This is a genomic window from Streptomyces sp. NPDC053048 (genome assembly GCF_044547045.1).
Lineage (GTDB): Bacteria > Actinomycetota > Actinomycetes > Streptomycetales > Streptomycetaceae > Streptomyces.
Window position 1 is genome coordinate 373,198 of the sequence record NZ_JBITZS010000006.1, and the last position, 25,277, is coordinate 398,474.

Below are 25,277 nucleotides of genomic sequence, written 5' to 3' on the forward strand. Positions count from 1 at the left end.
CTGAGTGTCGATGTCAGAACGGAGCGATCCATGCCCTCGCACCATGACGAGCACACCGGCGCACGCATCAAACGAGCGCGGAAGATCCGCCGCTTGACGCAGCGCGAACTGGCCGAACTGTCGAACGTTTCCTACAGCACCCTGACCAAGGTCGAGCAGGGCGCGCTCCCCGCGAGCCCTTCGGTCATAGGGGCCGTCGCCCGCGCTCTGTCCGTCTCCGTGGCCGAGCTGAACGGTCAGCCCTACTTCGAGGAACTGCGCCAGGACCAGTTGGACGTGCTGATCCAGCCGATCCGCGAGGCGCTGAACGTGTACGACCTCGGGCCCGATCCGGACGTCAGGCCACGGCCGGTGAAGGAGTTGGAGGCACACGCCGACAAGCTGTGCGAGCTGGTGCGCGCGACCAACATCAAGCAAGCCGCCGCCGACCTGCCCGCCCTGATCCGTGAAGCCACCACGACGGCCCACACGGCCGGGAACGACAGGAGCTGGCGCCTGCTCGCCAGCACGTACCGCACCGCGTACGACGTCACCACGAAGCTCAGCTGCCCGGACCTGGGCATGGTCGCCCTCGACCGGATGGGGTGGGCCGCCGAGCGCGCGTCGGACCCGGTCCTGGCCGCGATCCGCCAGTACATGCGCGGCGTCGCCTACCTCCGCGCGGGGGACTACCGGACAGGACGGCGGCTCGTTCGGCTGGGCATGTCCGCCTTGGACCAGGCTGATCCGAGCCGGGTGAGGGACGTCGCGACGGGCCAGCTGAACCTCGGCTCCGCCGTGCTGGCCGCCAGGGGCATGGACGATGACGCCGCCGGTGCGCACCTGGACCAGGCGCAGCGCATCGCGGACCGCACCGGACCGGCCGAGGCCGTCCACTGGCTGTCGTTCGGCCCGACCAATGTCGGAGTGCACCGGGTGAGCGTGCTCGCCGAGCTGGGCCGGTATCCGGAGGCCGTGGAGGCCGCGAGGAAGACCCCGATTCCGGACGGCTGGATTCCGTCCCGCCTCGCGCACCACTACACGGAGGTCGCCCAGGCGTTGATGTGGACCGGTCGCACGGAGGCGGCCTTCAAGAACCTGCAGAAGGCGCGCAAGCTGGCGCCGCAGCAGACCAGGTACCACTCGTTGGTGCGGGAGACCTACGCCGGCCTGGAGTCGGCGAAGCGGCGGATGCCGGACACGTTCAGCAACTACGGGGCCTGGCTGGGCATGTGAGGGGCGTAACCGCCCGCGAACCATTGGCCGGGGCTATCAGCAACGTCTGATAGTTCCGGCCTTGTTACGTCGGCACGCTGTGACGGTCAGCAAGGACCCCCGCGGCCGGTGTAAGCGGCCCGGGGGCGTGGCCAACGCTTCGAAGGAGCGCCGACAATGCGAGACCTTATCCGCCGCCTGGCCCAACGGGCGAGGGCACGTTCCGGCCCCCGAACGCCCGCGCTGCGCGCCCCGCACGGCACGTGCGCCCCGCGCACACCCGCCCCGCCGGCGCCGGCGACCCGCAGCCCGTACCGCGCGGTGATGACCGCGCACGGCATCGACGTCGTGCTGCCTTCCAGGGGGCAGCTGTGAGCGCGTGCATCGTCACGGCGGCGGCGCCGCCGAAGGAGACCTACCGGCTCATCGCCCCGGTGGCACCCGGCACGGCCCGGCTGGCCAGGGAGTTCGTGACCGCCTCACTCGTGGCGGCGGAGCGGCAACCGTTGATCGAGAACGCGCGGATCTGCGTGTCGGACGCCGTCGCCAACGTCGTCCGACACGCGCGCGTGCCCGAGCTCAGCGTGGAGGTGACCGTGCGGGCGGCGAGCGTGATCGTGGGGGTGCGGGACGACGATCCCGGAAGACTGCCGTGGCCGGCCGCACGGCCACACGGCGAGTGCGGCGGGAGGGGGCTGACGCTGGTGCGCCGCCTGTCGCACGCGTCGGGGATCCGGTGGGTGTGGGACGAGCTCACGCTCGTCGGCAAGCAGGTCTGGTTCGAGCTGCGGGAGGGCGATCCGGAGCAGGTCGTGACCTAGCCTTTGACTCTCCAGCGACGGGAGACCCCAAGGTGGCGGACATGGACGACGACACCACCCTCTACTCCATCGGGGAGCTGGCGCGGCTGACCGGGCTGACGGTCAAGACGATCCGGTTCTGGTCCGATGAAGGGGTGGTGCCGCCGGCCGACCGCACACCCGCGGGCTACCGCCTCTACGGCCGGGACGCGCTGGCGCGCCTCGGTCTCGTCCGCACACTGCGCGAACTCGGTGTCGGCCTCTCGACGATCCGGCGGGTGCTGGAGCGCGAGGTCACCGTCGCCGAGGTCGCGGCCGTGCACGCCGAGGCCCTGGAGACGCAGATCCGCACATTGCGGCTGCGCCAGGCCGTGCTGCGAGCGGTGGCGGGACGCGGGTCGACACCGGAGGAGATGGAACTCATGCACAGGCTCGCCAACCTTTCCGATCAGGAACGCCGCCGACTGATCACCGACTTCGTCGACAGTGCCTTCGACGGCATGGACGTCGACCCCGACTTCGTCGCCACCATGCGCAACGCCCTGCCCGTCCTGCCGGACGACCCGTCGCCCGCGCAGATCGACGCGTGGGTGGAGCTCGCGGAGCTGGTGCAGGACGACGCGTTCCGGGCCGGCATGCGGCGGGCGGCCGCCGACCAGATGCGGGTGTGGGCCGAGTCCGGCCGGCCCGACCCGGACGCCGTGCAGCGGATGGCCGGCCTGATGAAGGAGCGGATCGGCGCCGCCCGGCAGGCCGGCGTCGATCCGGGGTCGGCGGCGGCCCGACCGGTGGTCGACGAAGTGGCGGCGCGGGCCGCGGAGCTGTCCGGCCGGGAGGACGGGCCGGAGTTCCGGGAGTGGCTGCTGGAGCGCCTGGAGATCGGCAATGACTCGCGGTACGAGCGGTACTGGAGGCTCGTCGCGGACATCAACGGCTGGCGGCGACCCGACATGGGGCCGGTCGTTCAGTGGCTGATCGCGGGGCTGCGGGCCGGCTGAGGCCCGTGGGGCGCGCGGGGGCCCGCCCTCCCCGAGAGGGCGGGGCCTCGTGCGTCGCGCAACCGCAGGCTCCTTCCCGGTGTTCTCCAAGTGAGGCTGGCGTATCGTCTGGTCCGCTTGGGAGGCGAAGGGGGAGAGCTGTGCACCCGGCGAAGGAACGCATCGCGGCGGTTTTCGGAAGGAGTCAGGGGAGCGGGTATCTCCTGGCGCCGAATGTGGTGTTGACGGCGGCTCATGTCGTGCGGGGCTGTGATGCGCCGCGGGTGATCGTGCCGGGCGGGGTCGGCCGGGTGCGCTGCCGCGTCGGGTGGGCGCGGGACGACAACCGGCGGTGCGACGTGGCCCTGCTGGTGGCCGAGCGGAACCTGGTGCCGGACGAGGTCGCGGAGGCGTTCGAGCCGCTGGTCTGGGGGCGGTCCTACGACCTGCGGGCCTGGCCGGGGGCGCAGGCGATCGGCTTTCCGCAGGTCCAGCGCGACGCGGACCATGAGCTCGACACCGAGCAGATCGTCGGCACGCTGAAGCCGGGCAGCAATCTGCTGAGCGGACGGCATGTGCTGGACAGCGAGTTCGGCGCGCCGGAGCGGCCCGGCGACGGAGGCTCGCCGTGGGCGGGGATGTCCGGGGCCGGCGTGTTCGTGGACGGGCTGCTGGCCGGTGTGGTGTGCGCGGATCCGAGCGGCTGGGGGCACGGGCGGCTGACCGTCACGCCGTCCGAGACGCTGTGGCAGGACTTCCGCTTCCTGCAGGAGTGCCTGCTGGCGGGGCACAAGCCGGAGTCGCGTTCGCTCGCCTCACCGCGGCAGCTCGAAGTCGAGGCCTTCGAGCGGCGGTTACGCGACTACGTGGTCGATAAGGCGAGCGAGCTGACCATCATCGGGCTGACGCTCTCGGACGGCGAGGGCGAGACGTGGCCGCTCGACGCGGCGTATCTCAGCCTCGAGCTGACCGGCGCCTCCCGGGAGGACGCCGTCTCCTCGCCCCAGCGGGCGGAGGAGGCGCTGAGCGGGCAGCGCCGGGTGCTGCTGCGGGGCGCCGCCGGATCGGGGAAGACCACGCTGCTGCAGTGGCTCGCGACGATCACCGCCCGGGGTGATCTGCCGCCGGGGCTGGGGCATCTCAGCGGCTGTATGCCGCTGACCCTGCCGCTGCGGACGCTGATCCGCCGGGGCGAGCTCCCGCAGCCGGAGGAATTCCTCGCGGCCGCCGCCGGCCCGCTGTCCGGGCTGCCCGCCGCGCAGGGCTGGGTGACCCGCCGGCTGACCGAGGGCACGGCGCTGCTGCTGATCGACGGCGTGGACGAGGTGCCCGAGGCCGACCGCCGGCGCACCCTGGCCTGGGTCAAGGACCTGCTGGCCGCCTATCCCGAGGCGCGGTACGTCATCACCACCCGGCCGTCCGCCGTGCGCGAGGGCTGGCTGGCGGACGCGGGCTTCACGGAGCTGGAGCTGCTGCCGATGAGCCGCGGCGACGTCCTGGCCTTCATCGACCGCTGGCACGACGCGGCCGGGCAGAAGAACGACGAGCGGGTGCGCGCCTTCGCCGCCGCGCTGTCGGCCGCGGTCGTCGCCAAGCGCGACCTGGGACGGCTGGCCACCAATCCCCTGATGTGCGCGATGATCTGCGCCCTCAACCGCTCGCGCCGCGGCTATCTGCCCCACGGCCGCATGGAGTTGTACCGGGCCGCGCTGGAGCTGCTGCTGATCCGGCGCGACCGCGAGCGCGAGATCGTCGTCGGCCTGGAGGGGCCGGAGCTGGAGCAGGCGCAGGTGGCGTTGCTCCAGAAGATCGCCTACTGGCTGATCAGGAACGGCCGCGCCGAGATCGAGTGGCACAAGGCCGTGGAGATCCTCGAGCGGGCGCTGCCCGCGATGCCGGCCGTGGCGGCGAAGGGCGGCGCGGAGGACATACTGCGACACCTCGTGGTGCGCAGCGGGCTGCTGCGCCAACCCACGAGCGAGACGCTGTCCTTCATCCACCGCACGTTCCAGGACTACCTGGGCGCCCAGGCCGCCGTCGACGACTGGGACTTCGACCTGCTCGTCAACCACGCCCACGACGACCAGTGGGAGGACGTCCTGCGCATGGCGGTCGGCCACGCGCCCCCGCGGGCGCGGGCGGAGCTGCTGCGCAAGCTGCTGGAGCGCGGCGAGCGGGAGGGCGGCAACCGCCACCGCCTCCATCTGCTGGCGGCCGCCTGTCTGGAGCAGGCGACGGAGGTCGATCCGGCGGTCCGCACCCGGGTCGAGCAGGCGGCGGCCGAGCTGGTGCCGCCGCGCGACACGGAATCCGCCAAGGCCCTGGCCGAGGCCGGAGAGATCGTCCTGGACCTGCTCCCGGGCCCGGAGGGCCTGACCGACGAGGTGGCCCACGCGGTCGTCGTCACCGCCACGACCGTCGCCGACGACCGGGCGATCCCCCTGCTGTCCGCCTACGCCACACACCCCTCGCGCCAGGTCCGCGCCCAGCTGGCCTGGGCATGGGACCGCTTCGACACCGAGCACTACGCCGACGCGGTGATCGGCAGACTCTCGTACGACGACGGCCTGGCCTTCGTGGTCAAGAGCGACGCCCACCGCACCGCCCTCACCAGACTCGGCGGCCGCCCCGAGGTCTGGCTCAGGGGGGAGGCGGCAGGGGGCGCGGCCCCACCCCCGTGAAGGCCGCGCCCGGTCCTACGACCGCCGCCGCTCCCCGCGCGTCAGGGACTCGCTCGCCGCGCCCACCGCGATGCCCAGGACCACCATCACCACGTAGCTGTAGACCTCGTAGCCGTCCGGGGCCAGGAAGCGCAGGAAGCCGAAGAGACGGAACCAGCCGAGCCATTCGTGCAGCAGGCAGCTGATGCCTCCGGCGATCAGCATGAAGCTGACGAAGCCCAGCAGGCTCTTGAGGCCCTTCAGCCCGTTCTCGGAAGACCCGTTCTCGGAAGAGGAAGGAGAAGGGGAGGAGCCGGAGTCGGAGTCGGAGTCGGAATTCTTCATGCCCTGAACGTAGGAGCCGCCGGCCGGGCCCGGCATCGGCCGTCGGCACCCGTCGCCCCGACCAAAGTCTCGACCCCCGCACCCTCACTCATCCGAAAGTATCGACCCGCCCCTCCGCGCCTCCGGGCCCGCCTCACCGGAACGTAGATTCGTTCATCGTGCGCCGTATTCACCGAACCCGCCGCGACTGGGCCGTCGACATCGGGCTCTTCGTCTTCGCGGCCTGCTTCGCCGCGATCAGCTCCCGGTCCATTCCCGTCTCGGAGGACCTGAGCCAGGGCTGGCGGGTCGCCGACCAGGTCGCGGGCGGCCTCGGGTGTGCGGCCGTGTTCCTGCGGCGGCGGTGGCCGGTGCAGCTGGCCGTCGTGCTGCTGGTGGCCGGGACCGTGGCGCACTATCTGACGGGGCCCGCCCTCGTCGCCGTGTTCACCGTGGCCGCCGGCCGGCCGTGGCGCAGCACCGCGTGGGTCGCCGCGCTCGCGTTCGCTCCGCTGCCGTGGTTCCTCTCCGAACTGCCGGAGATGTCCGAGGACCGGGTCGGCTCCGCGGTCACCTACTTCGCGCTGATCGCCGCGGCCATCGGCTGGGGGCTGTTCCGCCGCTCCCGGCAGCAGTTGATCGACTCACTGCGGCAGCGGGCCGACCTGGCCGAGGCGGAGGCGGCACTGCGCGCGACGGAAGCCGCACGGCAGGCGCGCGAGGAGATCGCCCGCGAGATGCACGACGTGCTCGCACACCGCCTGTCGCTGCTGAGCGTGCACGCGGGAGCGCTGGAGTTCAATCCGGCGGCCCCGCCGGCCGAGATCGAGCGGGCGGCCGGAGTCATCCGCGACAGCGCGCACCAGGCGCTGCAGGACCTGCGCGAGGTCATCGGCGTTCTGCGTGCCCCCGTGGGCGACAGCCGGCCGCAGCCGACGCTGGACGACGTCGCCCGGCTGATCGAGGAGGCGCGGGAGGCCGGGGCCCGGATCGACTACGCCTACGAGCCCGCCGCCGGCGCCGAGGCCCCCGCCGCCCTGGGCCGCACCGCGTACCGCATCGTCCAGGAAGGCCTCACCAACGCCCGCAAGCACGCCCCGGGCGCCCAGGTGAACGTCACCGTCTCCGGCGGTCCCGGCGACGGGCTCCGCGTCGAGGTGCGCAACGCACTGACCGAAGGGACCACCGGCGAGTCCATTCCCGGCGCCGGACAGGGGCTCATCGGGCTCGGGGAGCGGGCCGCGCTCGCCGGGGGGCGGCTGGAGCACGGCCGGGTCGGGGCGGACTTCCGCCTGGCGGCCTGGCTACCCTGGCCGCCGACCGGACGCCGATCCCGGCCGATGGGACGCTGAGCCCGACGACGAGCCACCAGACTGCGAGGCCCCGCCCTTGAACACGCCCGACGCGCCGTCCGCCCCCATCCGCGTGCTCCTCGTCGACGACGACCCCCTCGTACGGGCCGGCCTGCGTCTGATGCTCGGCGGCGCACCGGACCTCGAGGTGGTCGCGGAGGCCGCCGACGGCGCCGAGGTGCAGGGCCTGGTCGCGGCCCACTCCCCCGCCGTCGTCCTGATGGATATCCGGATGCCGGGCGTCGACGGCCTGGCCGCCACCGAGGCGCTGCGCCGGCTCCCCCGGCCGCCCGAGGTCATCGTGCTGACCACGTTCAACACCGACGAACACGTGCTGCGCGCCCTGCGCGCGGGCGCCGCCGGGTTCGTCCTGAAGGACACCCCGCCGCGCGACATCGTCGCCGCCGTGCGCAAGGTCGCGGCCGGCGAGCCCGTACTGTCGCCGGCCGTGACCCAGCAGCTCATCGCCCAGGTGTCGGGCGGGAGCGGCCAGGACACACGGGCGGCCGCCGCCCGTGCGCGGCTGGCCGTGCTGGGCGAACGGGAGCGCGAGGTCGCCACGGCGGTGGGGCGTGGCAAGTCGAACGCGGAGATCGCGGCGGAGCTGTACATGTCCGTGCCCACGGTCAAGACGCACGTCTCGCGCATCCTCACCAAGCTGGACCTCAACAACCGGGTCCAGATCGCCCTGCTCGTCCACGACGCCGGGGAGGTCTGAGCCACGCCGGGGAGGTCTGAGCCACGCCGGGGAGTCCGGCCGACCGGACTCCCCGCCCCCCGTCATCTCTCCGCGATCACCACCGCCGACGCCACCCCCGCGTCATGGCTCAGCGAGACGTGCCACGAGGTCACCCCCAGCGCCTCCGCCCGCGCGGCCACCGTCCCGGTGACCACCAGCCGCGGCTGCCCGCTGTCCTCGGTGGTGACCTCCGCGTCCGTCCAGAGCAGCCCCGCCGGCGCCCCCAGGGCCTTCGCCAGGGCCTCCTTGGCCGCGAAGCGTGCCGCCAGCGAGGCGATGCCGCGCCGCCTGCCGTCGGGCAGGTAGAGCTCCCGCTCCACGAACAACCGGTCGGCCATGCCCGGCGTGCGCTGCAGCGCCGCGTCGAACCGGTCGACCTCGGCGACGTCGATGCCCACTCCCACGATCATTCGACCGTCACCGACTTGGCCAGGTTGCGCGGCTGGTCGACCTCGTTGCCGCGGGCCGTCGCCAGCTCGCACGCGAAGACCTGCAGCGGCACGGTGGCGACCAGTGGCTGCAGCAGCACAGGCGTCGCCGGGATCTCCACCAGGTGATCCGCGTACGGGCGTACGGCCTCGTCACCCCGCTCCGCGATCACGATGGTGCGGGCGCCCCGCGCCCGGATCTCCTGGATATTGGAGACGATCTTGTCGTGGAGAACGGACCGCCCCCGCGGCGAGGGGACGACCACGACCACCGGCACGTCCCGCTCGATCAGCGCGATCGGCCCGTGCTTGAGCTCACCGGCCGCGAAGCCCTCCGCGTGCATATAGGCGAGCTCCTTGAGCTTGAGCGCGCCCTCGAGGGCCACCGGGTAGCCGACGTGGCGGCCGAGGAACAGCACCGTGTTCTTGTCGGCGAGGGAACGGGCCAGCTCGCGCACCGGCTCCATCGTCTCCAGCACTTCCTCGACCTGCGTGCCGATCTCCGACAGCTCGCGGACCACGCTGAACACCTCGTCGCCCCACTTGGTGCCCCGCACCTGGCCCAGGTACAGCGCGACCAGGTAGCAGGCCACCAGCTGGGTCAGGAACGCCTTGGTGGAGGCGACCGCGACCTCGGGCCCGGCGTGCGTGTAGAGCACCGCGTCCGACTCGCGCGGGATCGTCGAGCCGTTCGTATTGCAGATGGCCAGCACCTTCGCGCCCTGCTCGCGCGCGTGGCGCAGCGCCATCAGGGTGTCCATGGTCTCGCCCGACTGGCTGATGGCGATCACCAGCGTCCGCTGGTCCAGGATCGGGTCGCGGTAGCGGAACTCGCTCGCCAGCTCCGTCTCGCACGGGATGCGGGTCCAGTGCTCGATGGCGTACTTGGCGATCAGGCCCGCGTGGTAGGCCGTGCCGCAGGCCACGATGACGACCTTGTCGACCTCCCGCAGCACCGAGTCGGGGATGCGGACCTCGTCCAGCGTCAGCGAACCCGCCGCGTCGATCCGGCCCAGCAGCGTGTCGGCCACGGCCTTCGGCTGCTCGGCGATCTCCTTCAGCATGAAGTAGTCATATCCCCCCTTCTCGGCCGCCGAGGCGTCCCAGTCCACGTGGTACGTCCGTACGTCGTCGTCCGCGGGCGCGCCGTCGAAGTCCGTGACGGTCACGCCATCGCGCCGCAGCTCGACGACCTGGTCCTGGCCCAGCTCGATCGCTTCCCGCGTGTGGGCGATGAAGGCGGCGACGTCCGACGCGAGGAAGTTCTCACCATCTCCAACACCGACGACGAGCGGAGAGTTGCGCCGCGCCCCGACCACCACGTCCGGCTCGTCCGCGTGCACCGCCACGAGGGTGAACGCGCCCTCCAGGCGGCGGCAGACCTGCCGCATGGACTCGGCGAGGTCGCCGCACGAGGAGAAGGACTCGGACAGCAGGTGCGCGACGACCTCGGTGTCGGTCTCCGACTCCAGCGCGTGCCCCCGCCCGGCCAGCTCGGCGCGCAGCTCGGCGAAGTTCTCGATGATGCCGTTGTGGACGACCGCGACCCGGCCCGGATTGTCCAGGTGCGGGTGGGCGTTGGCGTCCGTGGGGCCGCCGTGCGTCGCCCAGCGGGTGTGGCCGATTCCGGTCGGCCCGGACGGCAGCGGGCGGTCGCTCAGCTCCTTCTCCAGGTTCGCCAGCTTGCCCGCCTTCTTCGCCGAGGCCAGCCCGCCGTCGGCCAGGACCGCCACCCCGGCCGAGTCATAGCCGCGGTACTCCAGCCGCCGCAGCCCCGCCAATACGACATCGAGGGCGCACTGCCCTCCCACATAGCCAACGATTCCGCACATGGTGTGCAGCGTACGGCCCGGGGGTCGGCGCCCGCGGCCCAACGACCGGGCCCGATCCGGTCAACCGGCAGAGCCCGCTCCGGTCAACCGACCGGGCCCCTTCCGGTCAACCGGCAGAGCCCGCTCCGGTCAACGACCGCGCTCGATCCGGTCGATGGCCTCCTGCACCAGCTCCAGGTACTCGACCTCCTCGCAGCGCGGTTTGCTGCCGAGAACGTAGCGGTCGAGGCAGTCGTCGAGGTCCTGGCCCAGGTCCTCGTCGGGCAGCTCGGCGGCCAGGTCGCCGTGCACCCGGTCGGCGAAGGAACCGAGGGCGGCCCCGGCGCCCACCCCCGCGCCGGCACCGGCGTACGCCCGCGGCGCCCCGCGGCGTACCAGGCGCCGTACGCCCTTGCCGACGCGGCGGACACGGCGGAGCAGAAGCAGGAAAACGAACACGGAGCGACGCCCCTCGCGTGGTGCGTGCGGACAGGAGCCCGGACGTTATTCCTGACCGGCAAGTAAGTACAGACCCCCGGGAGAAACTTCACCCACCGGTACCCCGCGATTCCCTCGCGTCACTGCGCAAACGCACACCCCGACGTGATCCGCCCGCCCCGCCCGCGCACAATGGGGCCGTGCCGACCACCACCGAGCAGCCGCCGCAACGACGCCGCGCAGACTCCTCGCCCTTCGTGGACCTGACGCGCGCCGAATGGAGCGCCCTGCGGGAGAACACGCCGCTGCCGCTGACCGCCGGGGAGGTGGAGCGGCTGCGCGGGCTCGGCGACGTCATCGACCTGGACGAGGTCCGCGACATCTACCTGCCGCTCTCGCGCCTGCTCAACCTCTACGTGGGCGCCACCGGCAGCCTGCGCGGCGCGCTCAACACCTTCCTGGGCGAGAAGGGGGCCCAGCGCGGCACCCCGTTCGTCATAGGCGTCGCCGGCAGCGTCGCGGTGGGCAAGTCGACCACGGCCCGCCTGCTGCGGGCGCTGCTGGCCCGCTGGCCCGAGCACCCGCGCGTGGAGCTGGTCACCACGGACGGGTTCCTGCTGCCCAACGCGGAGCTGCAGGCCCGCGGCCTGATGTCGCGGAAAGGTTTCCCCGAGTCCTACGACCGCCGTGCCCTCACCCGGTTCGTCGCGGATGTGAAGGCCGGCAAGGACGAGGTCTCCGCGCCCGTCTACTCGCACCTCATCTACGACATCGTCCCCGGCGAGCGGCTGACCGTGCACCGCCCGGACATCCTGATCATCGAGGGCCTCAACGTCCTGCAGCCCGCCCAGCCGGGGCAGGACGGCCGTACGCGCGTCTCGCTCGCCGACTTCTTCGACTTCAGCGTCTACGTCGACGCCCGCGCCGAGGACATCGAGCGGTGGTACTACGAGCGGTTCAAGAAGCTGCGCGCCACGGCGTTCCAGAACCCGGACTCCTACTTCCAGCGCTACACGCGGGTCTCCGAGGAGGAGGCAATGGACTACGCGCGCCGGAACTGGCGCACCATCAACAAGCCGAATCTGCTGGAGAACGTGGCGCCGACCCGGGGCCGCTCGAACCTGATCCTGCGCAAGGGCCCGGACCACAAGGTCCAGCGCCTCTCCCTGCGCAAGCTCTGACGCCGACGCGCCGGCGCCGGCGCCGGCACCAACAACGCTGCCCCGCCCGGAACCACGTCCGGGCGGGGCAGCGCGTACGTTCGACGCCAGGGGCCGGGCCTAGCCCAGCGCCGACTTCACGACGTCCGCCAGCCGCTGGGCGACCGCGCGGGCCTGCTCGATGTCGGCGGCCTCGACCATCACCCGGACGAGCGGCTCGGTGCCGGACGAGCGCAGCAGCACCCGGCCGGTGGAGCCCAGCTCCTGCTCGGCGGCGTTGACGGCGGTGGCGAGCTCCTCGGAGGAGCCCACGCGGGACTTGTCGACGTCGCGGACGTTGATCAGCACCTGCGGCAGGCGCTCCATGACGGCGGCCAGGTCAGCCAGCGAGCGGCCGGTGGCGGCGACGCGCGCGGCCAGCATCAGGCCGGTCAGGGTGCCGTCGCCGGTCGTGGCGTGGTCCAGGACGATGACGTGGCCGGACTGCTCGCCGCCCAGGGCGAAGCCGTTCGACTTCATCTCCTCCAGGACGTAGCGGTCACCGACCGCCGTCTGGACGAGCTGGACGCCCTCGCGCTCCATGGCCAGCTTGAAGCCCAGGTTGGACATGACCGTCGCGACGACGGTGTTCTTGCGCAGCGAGTCCGCCTCGCGCATGGCGAGCGCCAGGACGGCGAGGATCTGGTCGCCGTCGATCTCGTTGCCCTTGGCGTCCACGGCCAGGCAGCGATCGGCGTCGCCGTCGTGGGCGACGCCCATGTCGGCGCCGTGCTCGACGACGGCGGCGCGCAGCTTGTCCAGGTGGGTGGAGCCGCACTCGTGGTTGATGTTGAGGCCGTCGGGCTCGGTGCCGATGGTGACGACCTCGGCGCCGGCGCGCGAGAAGGCCTCGGGCGAGACGCGGGAGGCCGCGCCGTGGGCGCCGTCGATGACGACCTTGAGGCCGTCGAGGCGGTTGGGCAGGACGCCGATCAGGTGGGCGACGTAGTTGTCGAAGCCCTGGTCGTAGTCCTTGACGCGGCCGACGCCGGCGCCGGTGGGACGGTCCCAGGGCTCGCCGGAGGCGTGGGCGCGGTAGGTGCGCTCGATGCGGTCCTCGAGCTCGTCGGCGAGCTTGTGGCCGCCGCGGGCGAAGAACTTGATGCCGTTGTCGGGCATGGCGTTGTGGCTGGCGGAGAGCATCACGCCGAGGTCGGCGCCGAGCACGCCCGTCAGGTAGGCGACGGCCGGCGTGGGCAGCACGCCCACGCGCAGGACGTCGACGCCGGCGCTGGCCAGGCCGGCCACCACGGCGGCCTCCAGGAACTCCCCGGACGCGCGCGGATCACGTCCGACCACCGCCACCGGGCGATGGCCCTCGAACGTGCCCGCCTCGGCGAGCACGTGCGCCGCCGCGACCGACAGGCCGAGCGCGAGCTCCGCCGTCAGATCGGCGTTGGCGACACCGCGCACACCATCCGTACCGAAGAGTCGTCCCACTGGTGTCCTCCGAAAAAACGGGCGGGGCCACGCGCCGAGGCCCCGAACATACGTACCAAGTCCTGACCGTTAATGGCCGAACGCCCCGGCGGGCACGGATCGTGCCGCCGGGGCGTTCGGGCAGTGCAGCAAAGCGCGGAGATTTAGCGCTTGCTGTACTGCGGAGCCTTGCGGGCCTTCTTCAGACCGGCCTTCTTGCGCTCGACCGCACGGTCGTCGCGCTTGAGGAAGCCGGCCTTCTTCAGCGGGCCGCGGTTGTTGTCCACGTCCGCCTCGTTGAGCGCGCGGGCCACACCGAGGCGCAGGGCGCCGGCCTGGCCGGAGACGCCGCCACCCGCGATGCGGGCGATGACGTCGTAGCGGTCGTCGAGCTCGAGCACCTTGAAGGGCTCGTTGACTTCCTGCTGGTGCACCTTGTTGGGGAAGTAGTCCTCAAGGGTGCGACCGTTGATCTTCCACTTGCCGGAGCCCGGAACGATCCGGACGCGGGCAATGGCGTTCTTGCGACGGCCCAGGCCGGCGGCCGGCTGCGGGTCGCCGAAGCGGGACGCGAGGGACTCGGAGGTGTACTCCGACTCAACGACCTCGGTCTCGGTGGTGTACTCCTCGACGCCCTCGACCGGCATCTCGGCGGTGGTCTCAGCCACGATTCTCCTCAGACTTTCTGGTTCGGCGGTGGCCGGGACTTAGCCCTGCTTGACCTGGGTGATCTCGAACGGAACAGGCTGCTGGGCGGCGTGCGGGTGCTGGTCGCCCGAGTAGACCTTCAGCTTCGAGAGCATCTGACGGCCGAGGGAGTTCTTGGGCAGCATGCCCTTGATCGCCTTCTCGACGGCCTTCTCGGGGTTCTTGTCGAGCAGCTCGTCGTAACGGACGGAGCGCAGACCACCCGGGAAGCCAGAGTGGCGGTAGGCCATCTTCTGGGTCTTCTTGTTACCGGACAGGTGCACCTTGTCGGCGTTGATGATGACGACGAAGTCACCCATGTCCATGTGCGGGGCGTACACGGTCTTGTGCTTGCCGCGCAGCAGGGAGGCGGCCGTCGAGGCCAGACGGCCCAGGACGACGTCCTGCGCGTCGATGATGTGCCACTGGCGCTGGACATCGCCGGGCTTGGGGCTGAACGTACGCACGGTCGTAGCCTTCGCTTCTTCGTAATGGGGTCTCCCCGGGCCCGCTAGGGCCGAGGGGACGGGTCCTGACACGGTCCACCAGGACCGATCACGCAGCGATGGCCGCACATCGGGGACGCAACCCGAGTGCCGACCACTGGCGATCCGTCCAGTGGACAAGCGTAAGGGCCCCTCGCGTGAGAACGACCAAGCCAATACGCATAACGAACTCGTAGAGTACCCGTCGCCCACCGGCGGGGTCAAAACATGGTCGCACCGGTCACCACCGGCTACCGCTTACGGGCCACCCGGGCCTCGTCCCACACCGGCTCCGGCACCTCCCGCACCGTCCCGTCCGCACCGAAGACGACGAACCGGTCGAAGGACCGCGCGAACCAGCGATCATGCGTGACGGCGAGGACGGTCCCCTCGTAGGCCTCGAGACCCTCCTGCAGGGCCTCGGCGCTCTCCAGGTCGAGGTTGTCGGTGGGCTCGTCCAGCAGCAGGGCGGTGGCGCCCGCCAGCTCCAGCAGCAGGATCTGGAAGCGCGCCTGCTGGCCGCCGGAGAGCTTCTCGAAGGGCTGGTCGCCCTGCCGCTCGAGCTCGTAGCGGCGCAGGGCCGACATCGCACCGCCGCGATCACGCGCGTGCTCCGTCCAGAGAATGTCGACCAGGGTGCGCCCCAGGAGCTCCGGATGCGCATGCGTCTGGGCGAAATGCCCGGGGACGACCCTCGCGCCCAGCTTCCACTGGCCCGTGTGCGCCACCGGATTCTCGGTGTCCCCGGCGAGCAGCCGCAGGAAGTGCGACTTGCCCGAGCCGTTCGACCCCAGGACCGCCACCCGCTCGCCGTAGAAGACCTCCAGGTCGAACGGCTTCATCAGGCCCGTCAGCTCCAGCCCCGCGCACGTCACGGCCCGCACGCCCGTGCGCCCGCCGCGCAGGCGCATGCGGATGTCCTGCTCGCGCGGCGGCTCGGGCGGCGGGCCCGCCTCCTCGAACTTGCGCAGCCGGGTCTGGGCCGCGGCGTAGCGGGAGGCCATCTCGTGGCTGACCGCCGCCGCCTGCCGGAGGGTGATCACCAGCTTCTTCAGCTGGGCGTGCTTCTCGTCCCAGCGCCTGCGCAGCTCCTCGAAACGGGCGAAGCGCTCCTTGCGGGCCTCGTGGTAGGTGTCGAAGCCGCCACCGTGCACCCAGACGTCACTGCCCGCCGGGCCCGGCTCGACGCTGATGATCTTCTCGGCGGAACGGGCCAGGAGCTCGCGGTCGTGGGAGACGAAGAGGACGGTCTTCTTCGTCTCGCGCAGCTTCTCCTCCAGCCAGCGCTTGCCGGGGACGTCGAGGTAGTTGTCCGGCTCGTCCAGCAGCAGCACCTCGTCCGTGCCGCGCAGCAGCGACTCCAGCACCAGGCGCTTCTGCTCACCGCCGGAGAGGGTGCGCACCTGGCGCCACTGGGCCTTCTCGTACGGGACGCCGAGCGCGGCCATGGTGCACATGTCCCACACGGTCTCGGCCTCGTAGCCACGTGCCTCGGCCCAGTCGGCGAGGGCCTGCGCGTAGCTCATCTGCGCGGCCTCGTCGTCCTGCTCCATGATCGCGAGTTCGGCGGCGTCGACCGCCCGCGCGGCCTCGCGGATGCGCGGCTGGGCGACGGACACCAGCAGGTCACGGACCGTACGGTCGTCCCGCACAGACCCCACGAACTGCGGCATCACCCCGAGCCCGCCCGTGACCGAGACCGAGCCGCCGTGCGGCTGGAGCTCGCCGGAGATCAGCCTCAGCAGCGTGGTCTTGCCCGCGCCGTTGGCCCCGACGAGGGCCACCGAGGCCCCCTCCCCCACCCGGAACGAGACATCGCCCAGGAGCGCCCTCCCGTCGGGAAGGTAGTACTCCAGATGTGCCGCTTCCAGGTGTCCCATGCGGTGAATTCTCGCCGCTCCCTGGCCGCCGACCAACCGGTTTACGATGCACGCCATGAGTTTTGGGCAGGGAGGGCCGCACGAGCCCTCGGGGGATTCCGAGCCGATCACGCCGCCGTGGGGCCCGCCCCCGCCGCCGGCCCCTTCGACACCGGCGCAGCAGGCCCCGCAGGCCCCGCAGTCACCTGCGCCCCAGGGGCCTCAAGGGCCCCAGCCGCCGCATGCGCCCCAGGCACCGCAGCTTCCGGCCGCGCCCGCCGCCGGCCCCGGGGCACCCCTCGACCCCCGGTCGGGCTGGGCGCAGGCACAGCCCCAGGCCCCGGCCCACCCCGCGCCGCAGCAGCCGCAGCAGCCGCACCCACCGGCGCAGCCGCAGGCACAGCAGCCGCCCGCCCACCCGCGGACCGAGCAGATACCGGCCCTCCAGCCCGGGATACCGAGCGGACCGACCGGCGGACCGGCCGCCGGCCCCGTCGGCGGCCCCCTCGGCGGACCGTCCGCCGGCCCGCCCGCCGGCCCCCTCGACGTCCCCGCCACCGGCCCCACCCCCGACTGGAATCAGCTCGCCGACACCACCGCCGCCCGCGGCCGCCGCCGCAAGCTGCTGATGGTGGGCGGCGGCGCCCTGGCCGCCGGCGCGGTCGCCGCGATCGTGGCCACGGCCGTGGTGATGACGGACAAGGGCGGCAAGGACAAGCCCGCCGAAGCCAAGTCCCCCGGCGCCTCGGCGACCGCCGAGCCGACGTTCTCGCCGGTCGCGCCGCCCAACCCCCGCGAGTTCATCGCGAGCGCGGACAAGGACAAGGCGCCGCTCACCACCAAGACGCTCTTCCCGCACTCGCGGCCCAACCTCGACAAGCGCACCTACAAGCGCGTCGACACCGCCACCACCACCGACTGCGACTCCGCCGCCCAGAACGGCCTCGGCCAGGTCCTCAAGGACAACGGCTGCCGCAAGGTGCTGCGCGCCACCTATGTACGGGACGGGGTCGCGGTCACCGTCGGCGTCGCCGTCTTCGACAACAAGGCGGCCGCCGACAAGGCCAAGGCCAAGTCCACCGGCAACATCGAGGCCCTCACCGGCGGCGACGCCCCCTCCTTCTGCCGTAACACCGCCTGCCGGCTGACGGCGAACGCCGAGGGCCGCTACGCCTACTTCACCGTCGCCGGCTACACCAACGGCGACGCGGTGCCCTCCGACGACACCAAGGCGCTGCAGGCAGGCCGCGACGTGGCGGGCTACACCTTCCGCCGCATCATGGCCCGCGCCAACGCCCAGGCGACCGCGTCGGGCAAGCCGTCGGCCAAGCCCTCCGCCAAGGAGTCGGCCAAGGAATCCGCCAAGCCCTCGGCGAAGCCCTCCGCGTCCGCGTCGACCAAGGACTCCAAGGACTCCAAGGACTAGCCCGCAAGGACCGGCCCGCCACACCACCGGGACGGCCGGCCCTACTCCTCCTCACCCCCGTCACTGTCCCCGGCCTCGCCGCCCTCGGCGAGGCCGGCGTGCGGGGGCGGCTCGGTGGGCGGGCGCTCGGCGCGCGCCAGCCGCTCCACCTTCGCCACCTGCGCCGCCACCAGCCGCTCCGGGATCTCCACGCGCCCGGGATCGGCCAGGTTCGTCGCGAAGAACATCGACAACGTGGTGCCCGTCCGCACCACCGTCACCAGGCTCGGCGCCTCCTCCGCCGCGTTGACCAGCCGGTAGGCCATCGCCTCGTCACCCAGCTCCGGCGGGGGCAGGACCCGCACCGCCTCGAACCGCTGGGGCTCGCCCTCGCCCGTCGTCATCCCGAAGCCGTCCTCGCACTCCGCGGCGGCCGCGCGCAGCTCCCGCAGCGTCGTCCGGGCGTCGTCGCCCTCGTACGACGAGACCCGGATCGTGCCCAGCAGGCCCTGGAAGTCACGGGCCCCGGTGGGCCCGGCGAAGGTGTTGACGACGGATGCCACGGGCGCCGGCTGCGGCAGCGAGCCCATGGCCACCACCAGCGGACGGCAGGCGCGCCGGTCCGTCCCCGGACGGCCGTGCCCGGCCGTCACCGCCGAGCCCTTCTCGATCACCAGACCCGGCACCTCGCCCGTCCCCAGCTCCACGTGCCCCAGCTGGGCCGCGCCCAGCACCTTCAGCAGCCCCGGCTCGTCCTTGCCCTCCACGTTCCTGCCGCCGCCCCCGGCACCCGGCCCGCCGCCACCGCAGCCTGCCGCGCACCCCAGCACCACGACCGTGACGGCGACCGCCGCCAGCGCCCGCGTCCGCACCTTTCCCCGCCTGCCAGCACCCACCGAGCCGGCCCTCCTCACACCCTCTTGCGACGTGACCCAAGCCACAATGTAGGCTGCGCAGGCAACCGAAATCCCTCCCAACGGTCTTAACCGACGGATCGGACCGCACAACCAACCGACGGACCGGTCGCACGGGACGACCCGGACATCACCCAGGCCACGGGGGAAGGACGGACGCGGCGCCACGGGCAGACCGCGACACACACCGCCATGAAGATTTCTTTCCTTTTGCAGAACGCCTACGGCATCGGCGGCACGATCCGGTCCACGTTCAATGTCGCGAGCGCACTCGCCGCCCGGCACGACGTCGAGATCGTGTCCACCATGAGGACGGGCGAGAAGCCCAGCCTTCCTCTGCACCCCAAGGTCAAGCTGGTCAACCTCATAGACCAGCGGGCCGAGAAGGGCGCCGACCGCGACAACCCCCTGCTCAAGCAGGACAGCCAGTACATCCCGCCGGTCGAGGCCAAGGGCGCGCACTTCAACGCCCTCACCGACCAGCGCCTCGCCGCGCACCTCGCGGAGACCGACGCCGACGTCGTCGTGGCCACCCGGCCCGGCCTGGTGATGTACCTCGCCGAGTTCGGCCGGGACCACTACCTGCGCATCGGTCAGGAACACCGGATCTACGGCACCCACGAGCCGACCATCCGCGCCTACCAGGACGCGTCCATCCCGCACCTCGACGCGCACACCACCGTCTCCGAGGCCGACGCGCGCACCCACCGGGAGCAGTTCCCGGACGTCAAGACCAAGATCGTCTGCCTGCCGAACGGCTGCCCCCCGTCCGAGGTCGAGCCCTCCGACGGCAGCGCCAAGCTCGTCGTCGCCGCCGGCCGCCTCATCCCCGTCAAGCGCTACGACCTGCTGGTCAAGGCCTGGGAGACGGTCGCCGCGGCCCACCCCGACTGGAAGCTGCGCATCTACGGCCGCGGCCCCGAGCTCGCCAAGCTCCGCGCCCAGGTCGACCGGCTCGGCCTCAACGAGGCCATCACCCTCATGGGCGCCCACTCCCCCATCGAGACCGAGTGGGCCAAGGGCTCCATCGCCGCCGTGACCTCCCGCGAGGAGTCCTTCGGCATGACGATCGTCGAGGCCATGGGCTGCGGCGTCCCCGTCGTCGCCACCGACTGCCCGCACGGCCCCGGCGAGATCATCAACGACGGCCACGACGGCCTGCTCGTCCCCGTCGGCGACAGCGACGCCATCGCCAAGGGCCTCCTCAAGCTCATCGAGGACGACGACCTGCGCCGCACCATGGGCGCCGCCGCCCGCGAATCCGCCCAGCGCTACGCCCCCGAGCGCATCGCCGACGCCTACCTCGAGCTGATCGACAGCCTCGGCGGCCCCCGCGTCTCCAGCAGCGCCAAGCCCGCGACGGCCGACGCCGGCAACCAGCCCGTCCCGCTCGGCAAGCTGCTGCGCCGCACCGCCGGCAAGATCGTCCGGCCGCTGCGCCGCCGCCCGGTCGCCAAGGCCGCCAAGCCGCCGGTCAAGACCGTGCTGAAGGACATCGTCGTCCGCAAGCCGCTGCGCCCCGTGGCCTCCTGCCGCGTCGACACCAACGGCGACATCCACGTCTCCGTGCAGGGCAAGGGCGTCAGCGGCGAGCAGCTCTCCCTGACCGTCACCCGCCGCAAGGAGGGCAAGCCGGTCGCCGTGCCGCTGCACAAGCCGGCCACCGACGGCGGCCCCTGGACCGCCGTCCTCAAGCGCGCCGACCTGCGCCTGGGCGAGGGCCGCTGGGACCTGCACGTGGTGCGCGCCGACGACAAGGCCCGCCGCCGCGTGGTCTCCCACCTCGCCGAGGGCCGGGGCCTGGTCGACCTCCAGCCGCTGCCGGGCGCACCCTTCACCTGGTGGGTGCCCTACCCGACCGTCGACGGCTACCTCGCGCTGCGCGCCTGGCACCGCGACGCCCACGCCGAGGCCCGCTCGGTGCGCCACGACGGCGACGCGTTCACCGTCGAAGGCACCCTGCACGGCACGGAGTTCACCGCCGACAGCAACCCCGTGGTCATCGGCACCCCGCGCGGCGACAGCGGGGCGTCCGAGGTGTCGGCGGACGTCGAGGTCGTCGACCCCACGTCCTTCCGCGTCACCGTCCCCTACGCGGTGCTGCGCTCGGCCCGCGACGGCGCCGAGGCCACCACGTGGGACCTGACCCTGCGGATCGCCGCCGGCACCGACCCGATCCGCATCGGCCGGATCGTCGGCGACATCGTCGACCGCAACAAGACCGACCTCTACCCGACGGTCGCGGGCGTCCGCCCGTACTTCACGATGGCCAGCGACCTGGCCGTCAACATGCCCGCCACCGAAGGGGCCTGACGGTACGTGTGCTGATCCGTCAGGCCCGTCCGGCGGATCAGCAGCACCCCGCGCCGGGGAGCGACCGCTTGTTGCGCGCTTCCCGGTTGCGGGCCGCGAGCTCGGAGTCGGCCGGGTAACCGACCTCCTCCAGCGTCAGCCCGTGCGGCCGTACGACGTGCACCGCCGAGTCCCGCACTCCGGCGGCCAGCACCTTGCCCGGCCAGTCCACCGGCCGGTGCCCGTCACCCACGAACAGCAGCGCGCCCACCAGCGAACGCACCATGTTGTGGCAGAAGGCGTCCGCCCGCACGGTCGCCGTGACGACGCCCGACTCGTCGCGCTCCCAGCTCAGTTGCTGCAGCGTACGGATGGTCGTCGCACCCTCGCGCTTCTTGCAGTACGCGGCGAAGTCGTGCTCGCCGACCAGCTTCTGCGCGGCCGCGTTCATCACGTCCACGTCCAACGGCCAGTCGTGCCACAGGACATGACCGCGCAACAGCGGATCCACGCCGCCGGGGTGGTCGACGACCCGGTAGGCGTACCGCCGCCAGATCGCGGAGAAGCGCGCGTTGAACCCGGCGGGCGCCTCGGTGGCACGCCACACCCGGACGTCGTGCGACAGCCGGCCGGCGAGCCGGCGCAGCAGCTTGTCCTCGTGCTCGGCCCACACCTCGGCCGGCAGGTCGACGTGCGCGACCTGACCGCGCGCGTGCACCCCCGCGTCCGTCCGGCCGGCGACCGTCAGCTCGTACGTCTCCTTGGATCGCGTCACGGTCCGGATCGCGTCCTCGAGCTCGCCCTGGACCGTGCGCTGGCCCTCACGCTGCTTGGCCCAGCCGGAGAAGTCCTTGCCGTCGTACGACAGGTCCAGCCGCACCCGGACGAAACCGGGCTCCACCTCGTCACTCACCGAGTGTTTCCTCTCAGAATGCGGGACGGGCCCGCCCCCGGAAAGGGGCGGGCCCGTCACTGACACGTCAGACGCGTCAGGCGTCCTTCGACTCCTCGGCCGGAGCCTCGGCGGCAGCCTCGGACTCCTTGACCGCACGCTTGGTGGCGGCCTCGGCCTCGGCGACGGTCGCCTTCTTGGCGATCTCACCCTCGACCAGCTCGATCACAGCCATCGGGGCGTTGTCGCCACGACGGTTGCCGATCTTGGTGATGCGGGTGTAGCCACCCGGACGCTCGGCGAAGCGCGGAGCGATCTCGGTGAAGAGCACGTGGACGATGCCCTTGTCCGTGATCGTCTGCAGCACCTGGCGACGGTTGTGGATGTCGCCCTTCTTCGCCTTGGTGATCAGGCGCTCGGCGACCGGACGCAGGCGGCGGGCCTTGGCCTCGGTCGTCGTGATGCGGCCGTGCTCGAAGAGCGACTTGGCGAGGTTCGCCAGCATCAGCTTCTCGTGCGCGGCACCGCCGCCCAGACGGGCACCCTTGGTGGGACGCGGCATGGTGTTTCTCCTAGGTGTCTGCCCCGGCCGTATCAGGTACCGGAGTCAGTATCCGAGCAGGCGGTCGCCTGTCGGAGATCCGGGCAGCCCCCGAAGGGGCGCCCGGAAGGGGCGCGGGGAACTGCGCGACAAGCCACAGCGCACCCGCACCCGAAAACCATCAGTACTGCTCGGTCTCGACGAACCCGGCATCCGCGTCGTCGTCGGCGCCAAAGGCGTCGGCCGCGGCGGTCGGGTCGAATCCGGGCGGGCTGTCCTTGAGGGCCAGGCCCATGCCGGCCAGCTTCGCCTTGACCTCGTCGATCGACTTCGCACCGAAGTTGCGGATGTCGAGCAGGTCGGCCTCGGAACGGGCGACGAGCTCACCCACGGAGTGGATGCCCTCGCGCTTGAGGCAGTTGTAGGACCGAACGGTGAGCTCGAGCTCCTCGATCGGCAGCGCCAGGTCGGCGGCCAGGGCGGCGTCCGTGGGGGACGGGCCCATGTCGATGCCCTCGGCGTCGATGTTGAGCTCGCGGGCCAGACCGAACAGCTCGACCAGGGTCTTACCGGCGGACGCCATGGCGTCGCGCGGGCGCATGGCCTGCTTGGTCTCGACGTCGACGATCAGCTTGTCGAAGTCGGTGCGCTGCTCGACTCGGGTCGCCTCGACCTTGTAGGTGACCTTGAGAACCGGCGAGTAGATGGAGTCGACCGGGATACGGCCGATCTCCTGGCCCACCTGCTTGTTCTGGACGGCGGAGACGTAGCCGCGACCGCGCTCGACGGTCAGCTCCATCTCCAGCTTGCCCTTGGCGTTCAGGGTCGCCAGGACCAGGTCGGGGTTGTGCACCTCGACACCGGCCGGCGGGGCGATGTCGGCGGCGGTGACCAGACCCGGGCCCTGCTTGCGCAGGTACATCACGACCGGCTCGTCGTGCTCCGAGGAGACGACCAGCTGCTTGATGTTGAGGATCAGGTCGGTGACGTCCTCCTTGACGCCCGGCACGGTGGTGAACTCGTGCAGGACACCGTCGATACGGATGGACGTGACCGCCGCACCCGGGATCGAGGAGAGGAGCGTACGACGCAGGGAGTTGCCGAGGGTGTAGCCGAAGCCCGGCTCGAGCGGCTCGATCACGAACCGCGAGCGGAACTCGTCGACGACCTCTTCGGTCAGCGAGGGACGCTGAGCGATCAGCATGCGATGAATCCTTCAGTCATGGACACCCACTATTTGATGTCCTGAGGTATTACAAGGGTACGGGCGATACGGCCCCGAGGAGCCGTACCGCCCGTGTGCCGTACGAAGCGGCGCGAAGATGATCAGCGGGCCTCGCGGCCCGACGGATCAGACGCGGCGGCGCTTCGGCGGACGGCAGCCGTTGTGCGGGGTCGGGGTGACGTCCTGGATGGAGCCGACCTCGAGGCCCGTCGCCTGGAGCGAACGGATGGCGGTCTCGCGACCGGAACCCGGGCCCTTGACGAAGACGTCAACCTTGCGCATGCCGTGCTCCTGCGCGCGGCGGGCGGCCGACTCGGCGGCCATCTGCGCGGCGAAGGGGGTGGACTTGCGCGAGCCCTTGAAGCCGACGTGGCCGGCGGAGGCCCAGGAGATCACGTTGCCCGTGGGGTCGGTGATCGAAACGATGGTGTTGTTGAACGTGCTCTTGATGTGCGCGTGGCCGTGAGCGACGTTCTTCTTTTCCTTGCGGCGCACCTTCTTGGCAGCGCCCTGACGACCCTTGGGGGGCATGTCTTACTCCTGGATGGAGGGAGGTGGTCGGTCCTACAGCGAAGACCGCTGGTGAGCGTCCGCTGCGGACTACTTCTTGCCCGGCTTCTTCTTGCCGGCGATGGCGCGACGCGGGCCCTTGCGGGTACGAGCGTTCGTGCTGGTGCGCTGACCGTGGACGGGCAGGCCACGACGGTGACGCAGACCCTGGTAGCAGCCGATCTCGACCTTGCGGCGGATGTCGGCCTGGATCTCGCGACGGAGGTCACCCTCGGTCTTGAGGTTGGCGTCCACGTACTCGCGGATCTTGACCAGGTCCTCTTCGGGAAGGTCACGAACGCGGGTGTTCGGGTTCACACCGGTGGCGGCGAGGGTCGCCTGCGACTGGGTGCGGCCAATGCCGAAGACGTAGGTGAGTGCGACCTCCACGCGCTTGTCGCGCGGGATGTCAACACCGGAAACGCGTGCCATTCAATGGCTCCAGATGTTCTCGGGGGTCTGACACAGAACCGATCCCGGCCGCCGTACTAGGTACGTTCCGGGTCCCCGGCCCCCGCCGGAGGTGTCGCCAGTGATCACTGGACGGGTTCTGCGTATGTACGTTTTTTGCTCGCGTCGCGCGAAGAACTGCGGAGTGCAGGCTTCTGCGTCAGCCCTGGCGCTGCTTGTGGCGCAGGTTGTCGCAGATGACCATGACCCGGCCGTGGCGGCGGATCACCTTGCACTTGTCGCAGATCTTCTTGACGCTCGGCTTGACCTTCATGGGATGTGAGGTTCTCCGGGTCAGTGCCGTCGCCCCGCCGGAAGCGGGGCGTCGACAAGATCTACTTGTAGCGGTAGACGATCCGGCCACGCGTCAGGTCGTAGGGAGACAGCTCCACGACGACCCGGTCATCCGGAAGGATGCGGATGTAGTGCATACGCATCTTGCCGCTGATGTGCGCGAGGACCTTGTGACCGTTCTGGAGCTCCACCTTGAACATGGCGTTCGGCAGAGACTCGATCACGGTGCCCTCGATCTCGATGGCACCTTGCTTCTTGGCCACGCTTCGCCTTTCGAATCGGCTACCTTGATCGACTCCCCCGTATGCACGCAGGCATGCGGATACACGAGAGCCGACGCATC

The 25,277-nt window shown here is 71.5% G+C and carries 26 protein-coding genes; 10 read left to right on the forward strand and 16 right to left on the reverse strand.

What is annotated here, in order from left to right; genetic code table 11:
• Positions 1 to 30 precede the first annotated feature (30 nt).
• From ACIG36_RS18315 to ACIG36_RS18335, 5 genes are all read left to right on the forward strand, one after another.
• On the forward strand, positions 31 to 1,215 hold the full coding sequence (locus ACIG36_RS18315) for a helix-turn-helix domain-containing protein (RefSeq protein ID WP_399928462.1): 1,185 nt from the start codon (positions 31 to 33) through the stop codon (positions 1,213 to 1,215).
• Between the two features lie 156 nt (positions 1,216 to 1,371).
• Positions 1,372 to 1,569 (forward strand): hypothetical protein, encoded by a 198-nt coding sequence (locus tag ACIG36_RS18320; RefSeq protein WP_399928465.1) that lies wholly within the window; start codon positions 1,372 to 1,374, stop codon positions 1,567 to 1,569.
• Positions 1,566 to 2,015 (forward strand): ATP-binding protein, encoded by a 450-nt coding sequence (locus ACIG36_RS18325; protein WP_399928468.1) that lies wholly within the window; start codon positions 1,566 to 1,568, stop codon positions 2,013 to 2,015. The genes ACIG36_RS18320 and ACIG36_RS18325 overlap by 4 nt, the downstream gene beginning before the upstream one ends.
• A gap of 41 nt (positions 2,016 to 2,056) precedes the next feature.
• Positions 2,057 to 2,992 carry a MerR family transcriptional regulator gene (locus ACIG36_RS18330; RefSeq protein WP_399928471.1) on the forward strand — a complete coding sequence of 312 codons (936 nt, stop codon included), beginning with the start codon at positions 2,057 to 2,059 and terminating at the stop codon, positions 2,990 to 2,992.
• 140 nt (positions 2,993 to 3,132) lie between these two features.
• On the forward strand, positions 3,133 to 5,652 hold the full coding sequence (locus tag ACIG36_RS18335; RefSeq protein WP_399928473.1) for an NACHT domain-containing protein: 2,520 nt from the start codon (positions 3,133 to 3,135) through the stop codon (positions 5,650 to 5,652).
• A gap of 15 nt (positions 5,653 to 5,667) precedes the next feature.
• Here the strand turns inward: ACIG36_RS18335 and ACIG36_RS18340 are convergent, their stop codons facing one another.
• Positions 5,668 to 5,976 (reverse strand): hypothetical protein, encoded by a 309-nt coding sequence (locus ACIG36_RS18340; RefSeq protein WP_399928476.1) that lies wholly within the window; start codon positions 5,974 to 5,976, stop codon positions 5,668 to 5,670.
• Positions 5,977 to 6,134: 158 nt separating this feature from the next.
• On the opposite strand from ACIG36_RS18340, the gene ACIG36_RS18345 reads away from it, so the two are divergent.
• Together ACIG36_RS18345 and ACIG36_RS18350 are read left to right on the forward strand one after the other, a co-directional pair.
• Complete coding sequence (locus ACIG36_RS18345; protein WP_399928479.1) at positions 6,135 to 7,307, forward strand: sensor histidine kinase; 1,173 nt, start codon at positions 6,135 to 6,137, stop codon at positions 7,305 to 7,307.
• A gap of 37 nt (positions 7,308 to 7,344) precedes the next feature.
• Positions 7,345 to 8,025 (forward strand): response regulator, encoded by a 681-nt coding sequence (locus ACIG36_RS18350; RefSeq protein ID WP_399928482.1) that lies wholly within the window; start codon positions 7,345 to 7,347, stop codon positions 8,023 to 8,025.
• A gap of 62 nt (positions 8,026 to 8,087) precedes the next feature.
• Here ACIG36_RS18350 and ACIG36_RS18355 read toward each other — a convergent pair whose 3' ends face one another.
• The 3 genes from ACIG36_RS18355 to ACIG36_RS18365 all read right to left on the reverse strand — a co-directional run bounded on the left by ACIG36_RS18355 (position 8,088) and on the right by ACIG36_RS18365 (position 10,744).
• Positions 8,088 to 8,456 carry a holo-ACP synthase gene (locus ACIG36_RS18355; RefSeq protein ID WP_399928485.1) on the reverse strand — a complete coding sequence of 123 codons (369 nt, stop codon included), beginning with the start codon at positions 8,454 to 8,456 and terminating at the stop codon, positions 8,088 to 8,090.
• Entirely contained in the window at positions 8,453 to 10,306 is a 1,854-nt protein-coding gene (gene glmS / locus ACIG36_RS18360; RefSeq protein ID WP_399928488.1) for a glutamine--fructose-6-phosphate transaminase (isomerizing), read from the reverse strand. Before glmS ends, ACIG36_RS18355 begins: the two co-directional genes overlap by 4 nt.
• Before the next feature lie 129 nt (positions 10,307 to 10,435).
• Entirely contained in the window at positions 10,436 to 10,744 is a 309-nt protein-coding gene (locus tag ACIG36_RS18365) for a hypothetical protein (RefSeq protein ID WP_399928490.1), read from the reverse strand.
• A gap of 179 nt (positions 10,745 to 10,923) precedes the next feature.
• Here ACIG36_RS18365 and coaA point away from each other — a divergent pair, with 179 nt between their 5' ends.
• Positions 10,924 to 11,904, forward strand: a complete 981-nt coding sequence (coaA, locus tag ACIG36_RS18370) for a type I pantothenate kinase (RefSeq protein WP_399928493.1) — start codon at positions 10,924 to 10,926, stop codon at positions 11,902 to 11,904.
• A gap of 99 nt (positions 11,905 to 12,003) precedes the next feature.
• Here coaA and glmM read toward each other — a convergent pair whose 3' ends face one another.
• The 4 genes from glmM to ACIG36_RS18390 form a co-directional block, all read right to left on the reverse strand.
• Positions 12,004 to 13,362, reverse strand: a complete 1,359-nt coding sequence (glmM, locus tag ACIG36_RS18375; protein WP_399928496.1) for a phosphoglucosamine mutase — start codon at positions 13,360 to 13,362, stop codon at positions 12,004 to 12,006.
• A gap of 143 nt (positions 13,363 to 13,505) precedes the next feature.
• Positions 13,506 to 14,009: a 30S ribosomal protein S9 gene (gene rpsI, locus ACIG36_RS18380; RefSeq protein ID WP_399928499.1), complete on the reverse strand. Its 504-nt coding sequence runs from the start codon at positions 14,007 to 14,009 to the stop codon at positions 13,506 to 13,508.
• 39 nt (positions 14,010 to 14,048) lie between these two features.
• The gene (gene rplM, locus ACIG36_RS18385; protein ID WP_399928501.1) at positions 14,049 to 14,495 is read right to left on the reverse strand and encodes a 50S ribosomal protein L13; all 447 of its coding nucleotides are present in this window, start codon (positions 14,493 to 14,495) and stop codon (positions 14,049 to 14,051) included.
• Between the two features lie 269 nt (positions 14,496 to 14,764).
• Positions 14,765 to 16,393: an ABC-F family ATP-binding cassette domain-containing protein gene (locus tag ACIG36_RS18390; protein WP_399928504.1), complete on the reverse strand. Its 1,629-nt coding sequence runs from the start codon at positions 16,391 to 16,393 to the stop codon at positions 14,765 to 14,767.
• 55 nt (positions 16,394 to 16,448) lie between these two features.
• On the opposite strand from ACIG36_RS18390, the gene ACIG36_RS18395 reads away from it, so the two are divergent.
• Complete coding sequence (locus ACIG36_RS18395) at positions 16,449 to 17,798, forward strand: hypothetical protein (protein WP_399928507.1); 1,350 nt, start codon at positions 16,449 to 16,451, stop codon at positions 17,796 to 17,798.
• Positions 17,799 to 17,839: 41 nt separating this feature from the next.
• Here ACIG36_RS18395 and ACIG36_RS18400 read toward each other — a convergent pair whose 3' ends face one another.
• Positions 17,840 to 18,673: a hypothetical protein gene (locus ACIG36_RS18400; protein WP_399928510.1), complete on the reverse strand. Its 834-nt coding sequence runs from the start codon at positions 18,671 to 18,673 to the stop codon at positions 17,840 to 17,842.
• Between the two features lie 210 nt (positions 18,674 to 18,883).
• Here ACIG36_RS18400 and ACIG36_RS18405 point away from each other — a divergent pair, with 210 nt between their 5' ends.
• On the forward strand, positions 18,884 to 21,004 hold the full coding sequence (locus tag ACIG36_RS18405) for a glycosyltransferase family 4 protein (RefSeq protein WP_399928513.1): 2,121 nt from the start codon (positions 18,884 to 18,886) through the stop codon (positions 21,002 to 21,004).
• A 37-nt stretch (positions 21,005 to 21,041) separates the two neighbouring features.
• On the opposite strand, the gene truA is transcribed toward ACIG36_RS18405, so the two are convergent.
• The 7 genes from truA to infA form a co-directional block, all read right to left on the reverse strand.
• Entirely contained in the window at positions 21,042 to 21,896 is an 855-nt protein-coding gene (gene truA / locus ACIG36_RS18410; RefSeq protein WP_399928516.1) for a tRNA pseudouridine(38-40) synthase TruA, read from the reverse strand.
• A 76-nt stretch (positions 21,897 to 21,972) separates the two neighbouring features.
• Positions 21,973 to 22,437, reverse strand: a complete 465-nt coding sequence (gene rplQ / locus ACIG36_RS18415; protein ID WP_030368392.1) for a 50S ribosomal protein L17 — start codon at positions 22,435 to 22,437, stop codon at positions 21,973 to 21,975.
• A 160-nt stretch (positions 22,438 to 22,597) separates the two neighbouring features.
• Positions 22,598 to 23,620, reverse strand: a complete 1,023-nt coding sequence (locus tag ACIG36_RS18420) for a DNA-directed RNA polymerase subunit alpha (protein WP_004946635.1) — start codon at positions 23,618 to 23,620, stop codon at positions 22,598 to 22,600.
• A gap of 147 nt (positions 23,621 to 23,767) precedes the next feature.
• A complete protein-coding gene (gene rpsK, locus ACIG36_RS18425) occupies positions 23,768 to 24,172 on the reverse strand; it encodes a 30S ribosomal protein S11 (protein WP_003948617.1) in 405 nt (134 codons plus the stop codon).
• 69 nt (positions 24,173 to 24,241) lie between these two features.
• Positions 24,242 to 24,622: a 30S ribosomal protein S13 gene (rpsM, locus tag ACIG36_RS18430; RefSeq protein ID WP_030368393.1), complete on the reverse strand. Its 381-nt coding sequence runs from the start codon at positions 24,620 to 24,622 to the stop codon at positions 24,242 to 24,244.
• A gap of 178 nt (positions 24,623 to 24,800) precedes the next feature.
• A complete protein-coding gene (gene rpmJ, locus ACIG36_RS18435; protein WP_003956441.1) occupies positions 24,801 to 24,914 on the reverse strand; it encodes a 50S ribosomal protein L36 in 114 nt (37 codons plus the stop codon).
• A gap of 61 nt (positions 24,915 to 24,975) precedes the next feature.
• Positions 24,976 to 25,197, reverse strand: a complete 222-nt coding sequence (gene infA / locus ACIG36_RS18440) for a translation initiation factor IF-1 (RefSeq protein WP_003956442.1) — start codon at positions 25,195 to 25,197, stop codon at positions 24,976 to 24,978.
• Between the last annotated feature and the right edge of the window lie 80 nt (positions 25,198 to 25,277).

Coding starts and splice junctions, on each gene's coding strand:
- ACIG36_RS18315 (WP_399928462.1), top strand. CDS start 31: ATGCCCTCGCACCATGACGAGCACACCGGCGCACGCATCAAACGAGCG.
- ACIG36_RS18320 (WP_399928465.1), top strand. CDS start 1,372: ATGCGAGACCTTATCCGCCGCCTGGCCCAACGGGCGAGGGCACGTTCC.
- ACIG36_RS18330 (WP_399928471.1), top strand. CDS start 2,057: ATGGACGACGACACCACCCTCTACTCCATCGGGGAGCTGGCGCGGCTG.
- ACIG36_RS18340 (WP_399928476.1), bottom strand. CDS start 5,976: ATGAAGAATTCCGACTCCGACTCCGACTCCGGCTCCTCCCCTTCTCCT.
- ACIG36_RS18355 (WP_399928485.1), bottom strand. CDS start 8,456: ATGATCGTGGGAGTGGGCATCGACGTCGCCGAGGTCGACCGGTTCGAC.
- glmS (WP_399928488.1), bottom strand. CDS start 10,306: ATGTGCGGAATCGTTGGCTATGTGGGAGGGCAGTGCGCCCTCGATGTC.
- ACIG36_RS18390 (WP_399928504.1), bottom strand. CDS start 16,393: ATGGGACACCTGGAAGCGGCACATCTGGAGTACTACCTTCCCGACGGG.
- ACIG36_RS18395 (WP_399928507.1), top strand. CDS start 16,449: ATGAGTTTTGGGCAGGGAGGGCCGCACGAGCCCTCGGGGGATTCCGAG.
- ACIG36_RS18405 (WP_399928513.1), top strand. CDS start 18,884: ATGAAGATTTCTTTCCTTTTGCAGAACGCCTACGGCATCGGCGGCACG.
- rplQ (WP_030368392.1), bottom strand. CDS start 22,437: ATGCCGCGTCCCACCAAGGGTGCCCGTCTGGGCGGCGGTGCCGCGCAC.
- ACIG36_RS18420 (WP_004946635.1), bottom strand. CDS start 23,620: ATGCTGATCGCTCAGCGTCCCTCGCTGACCGAAGAGGTCGTCGACGAG.
- rpsK (WP_003948617.1), bottom strand. CDS start 24,172: ATGCCCCCCAAGGGTCGTCAGGGCGCTGCCAAGAAGGTGCGCCGCAAG.
- rpsM (WP_030368393.1), bottom strand. CDS start 24,622: ATGGCACGCGTTTCCGGTGTTGACATCCCGCGCGACAAGCGCGTGGAG.
- rpmJ (WP_003956441.1), bottom strand. CDS start 24,914: ATGAAGGTCAAGCCGAGCGTCAAGAAGATCTGCGACAAGTGCAAGGTG.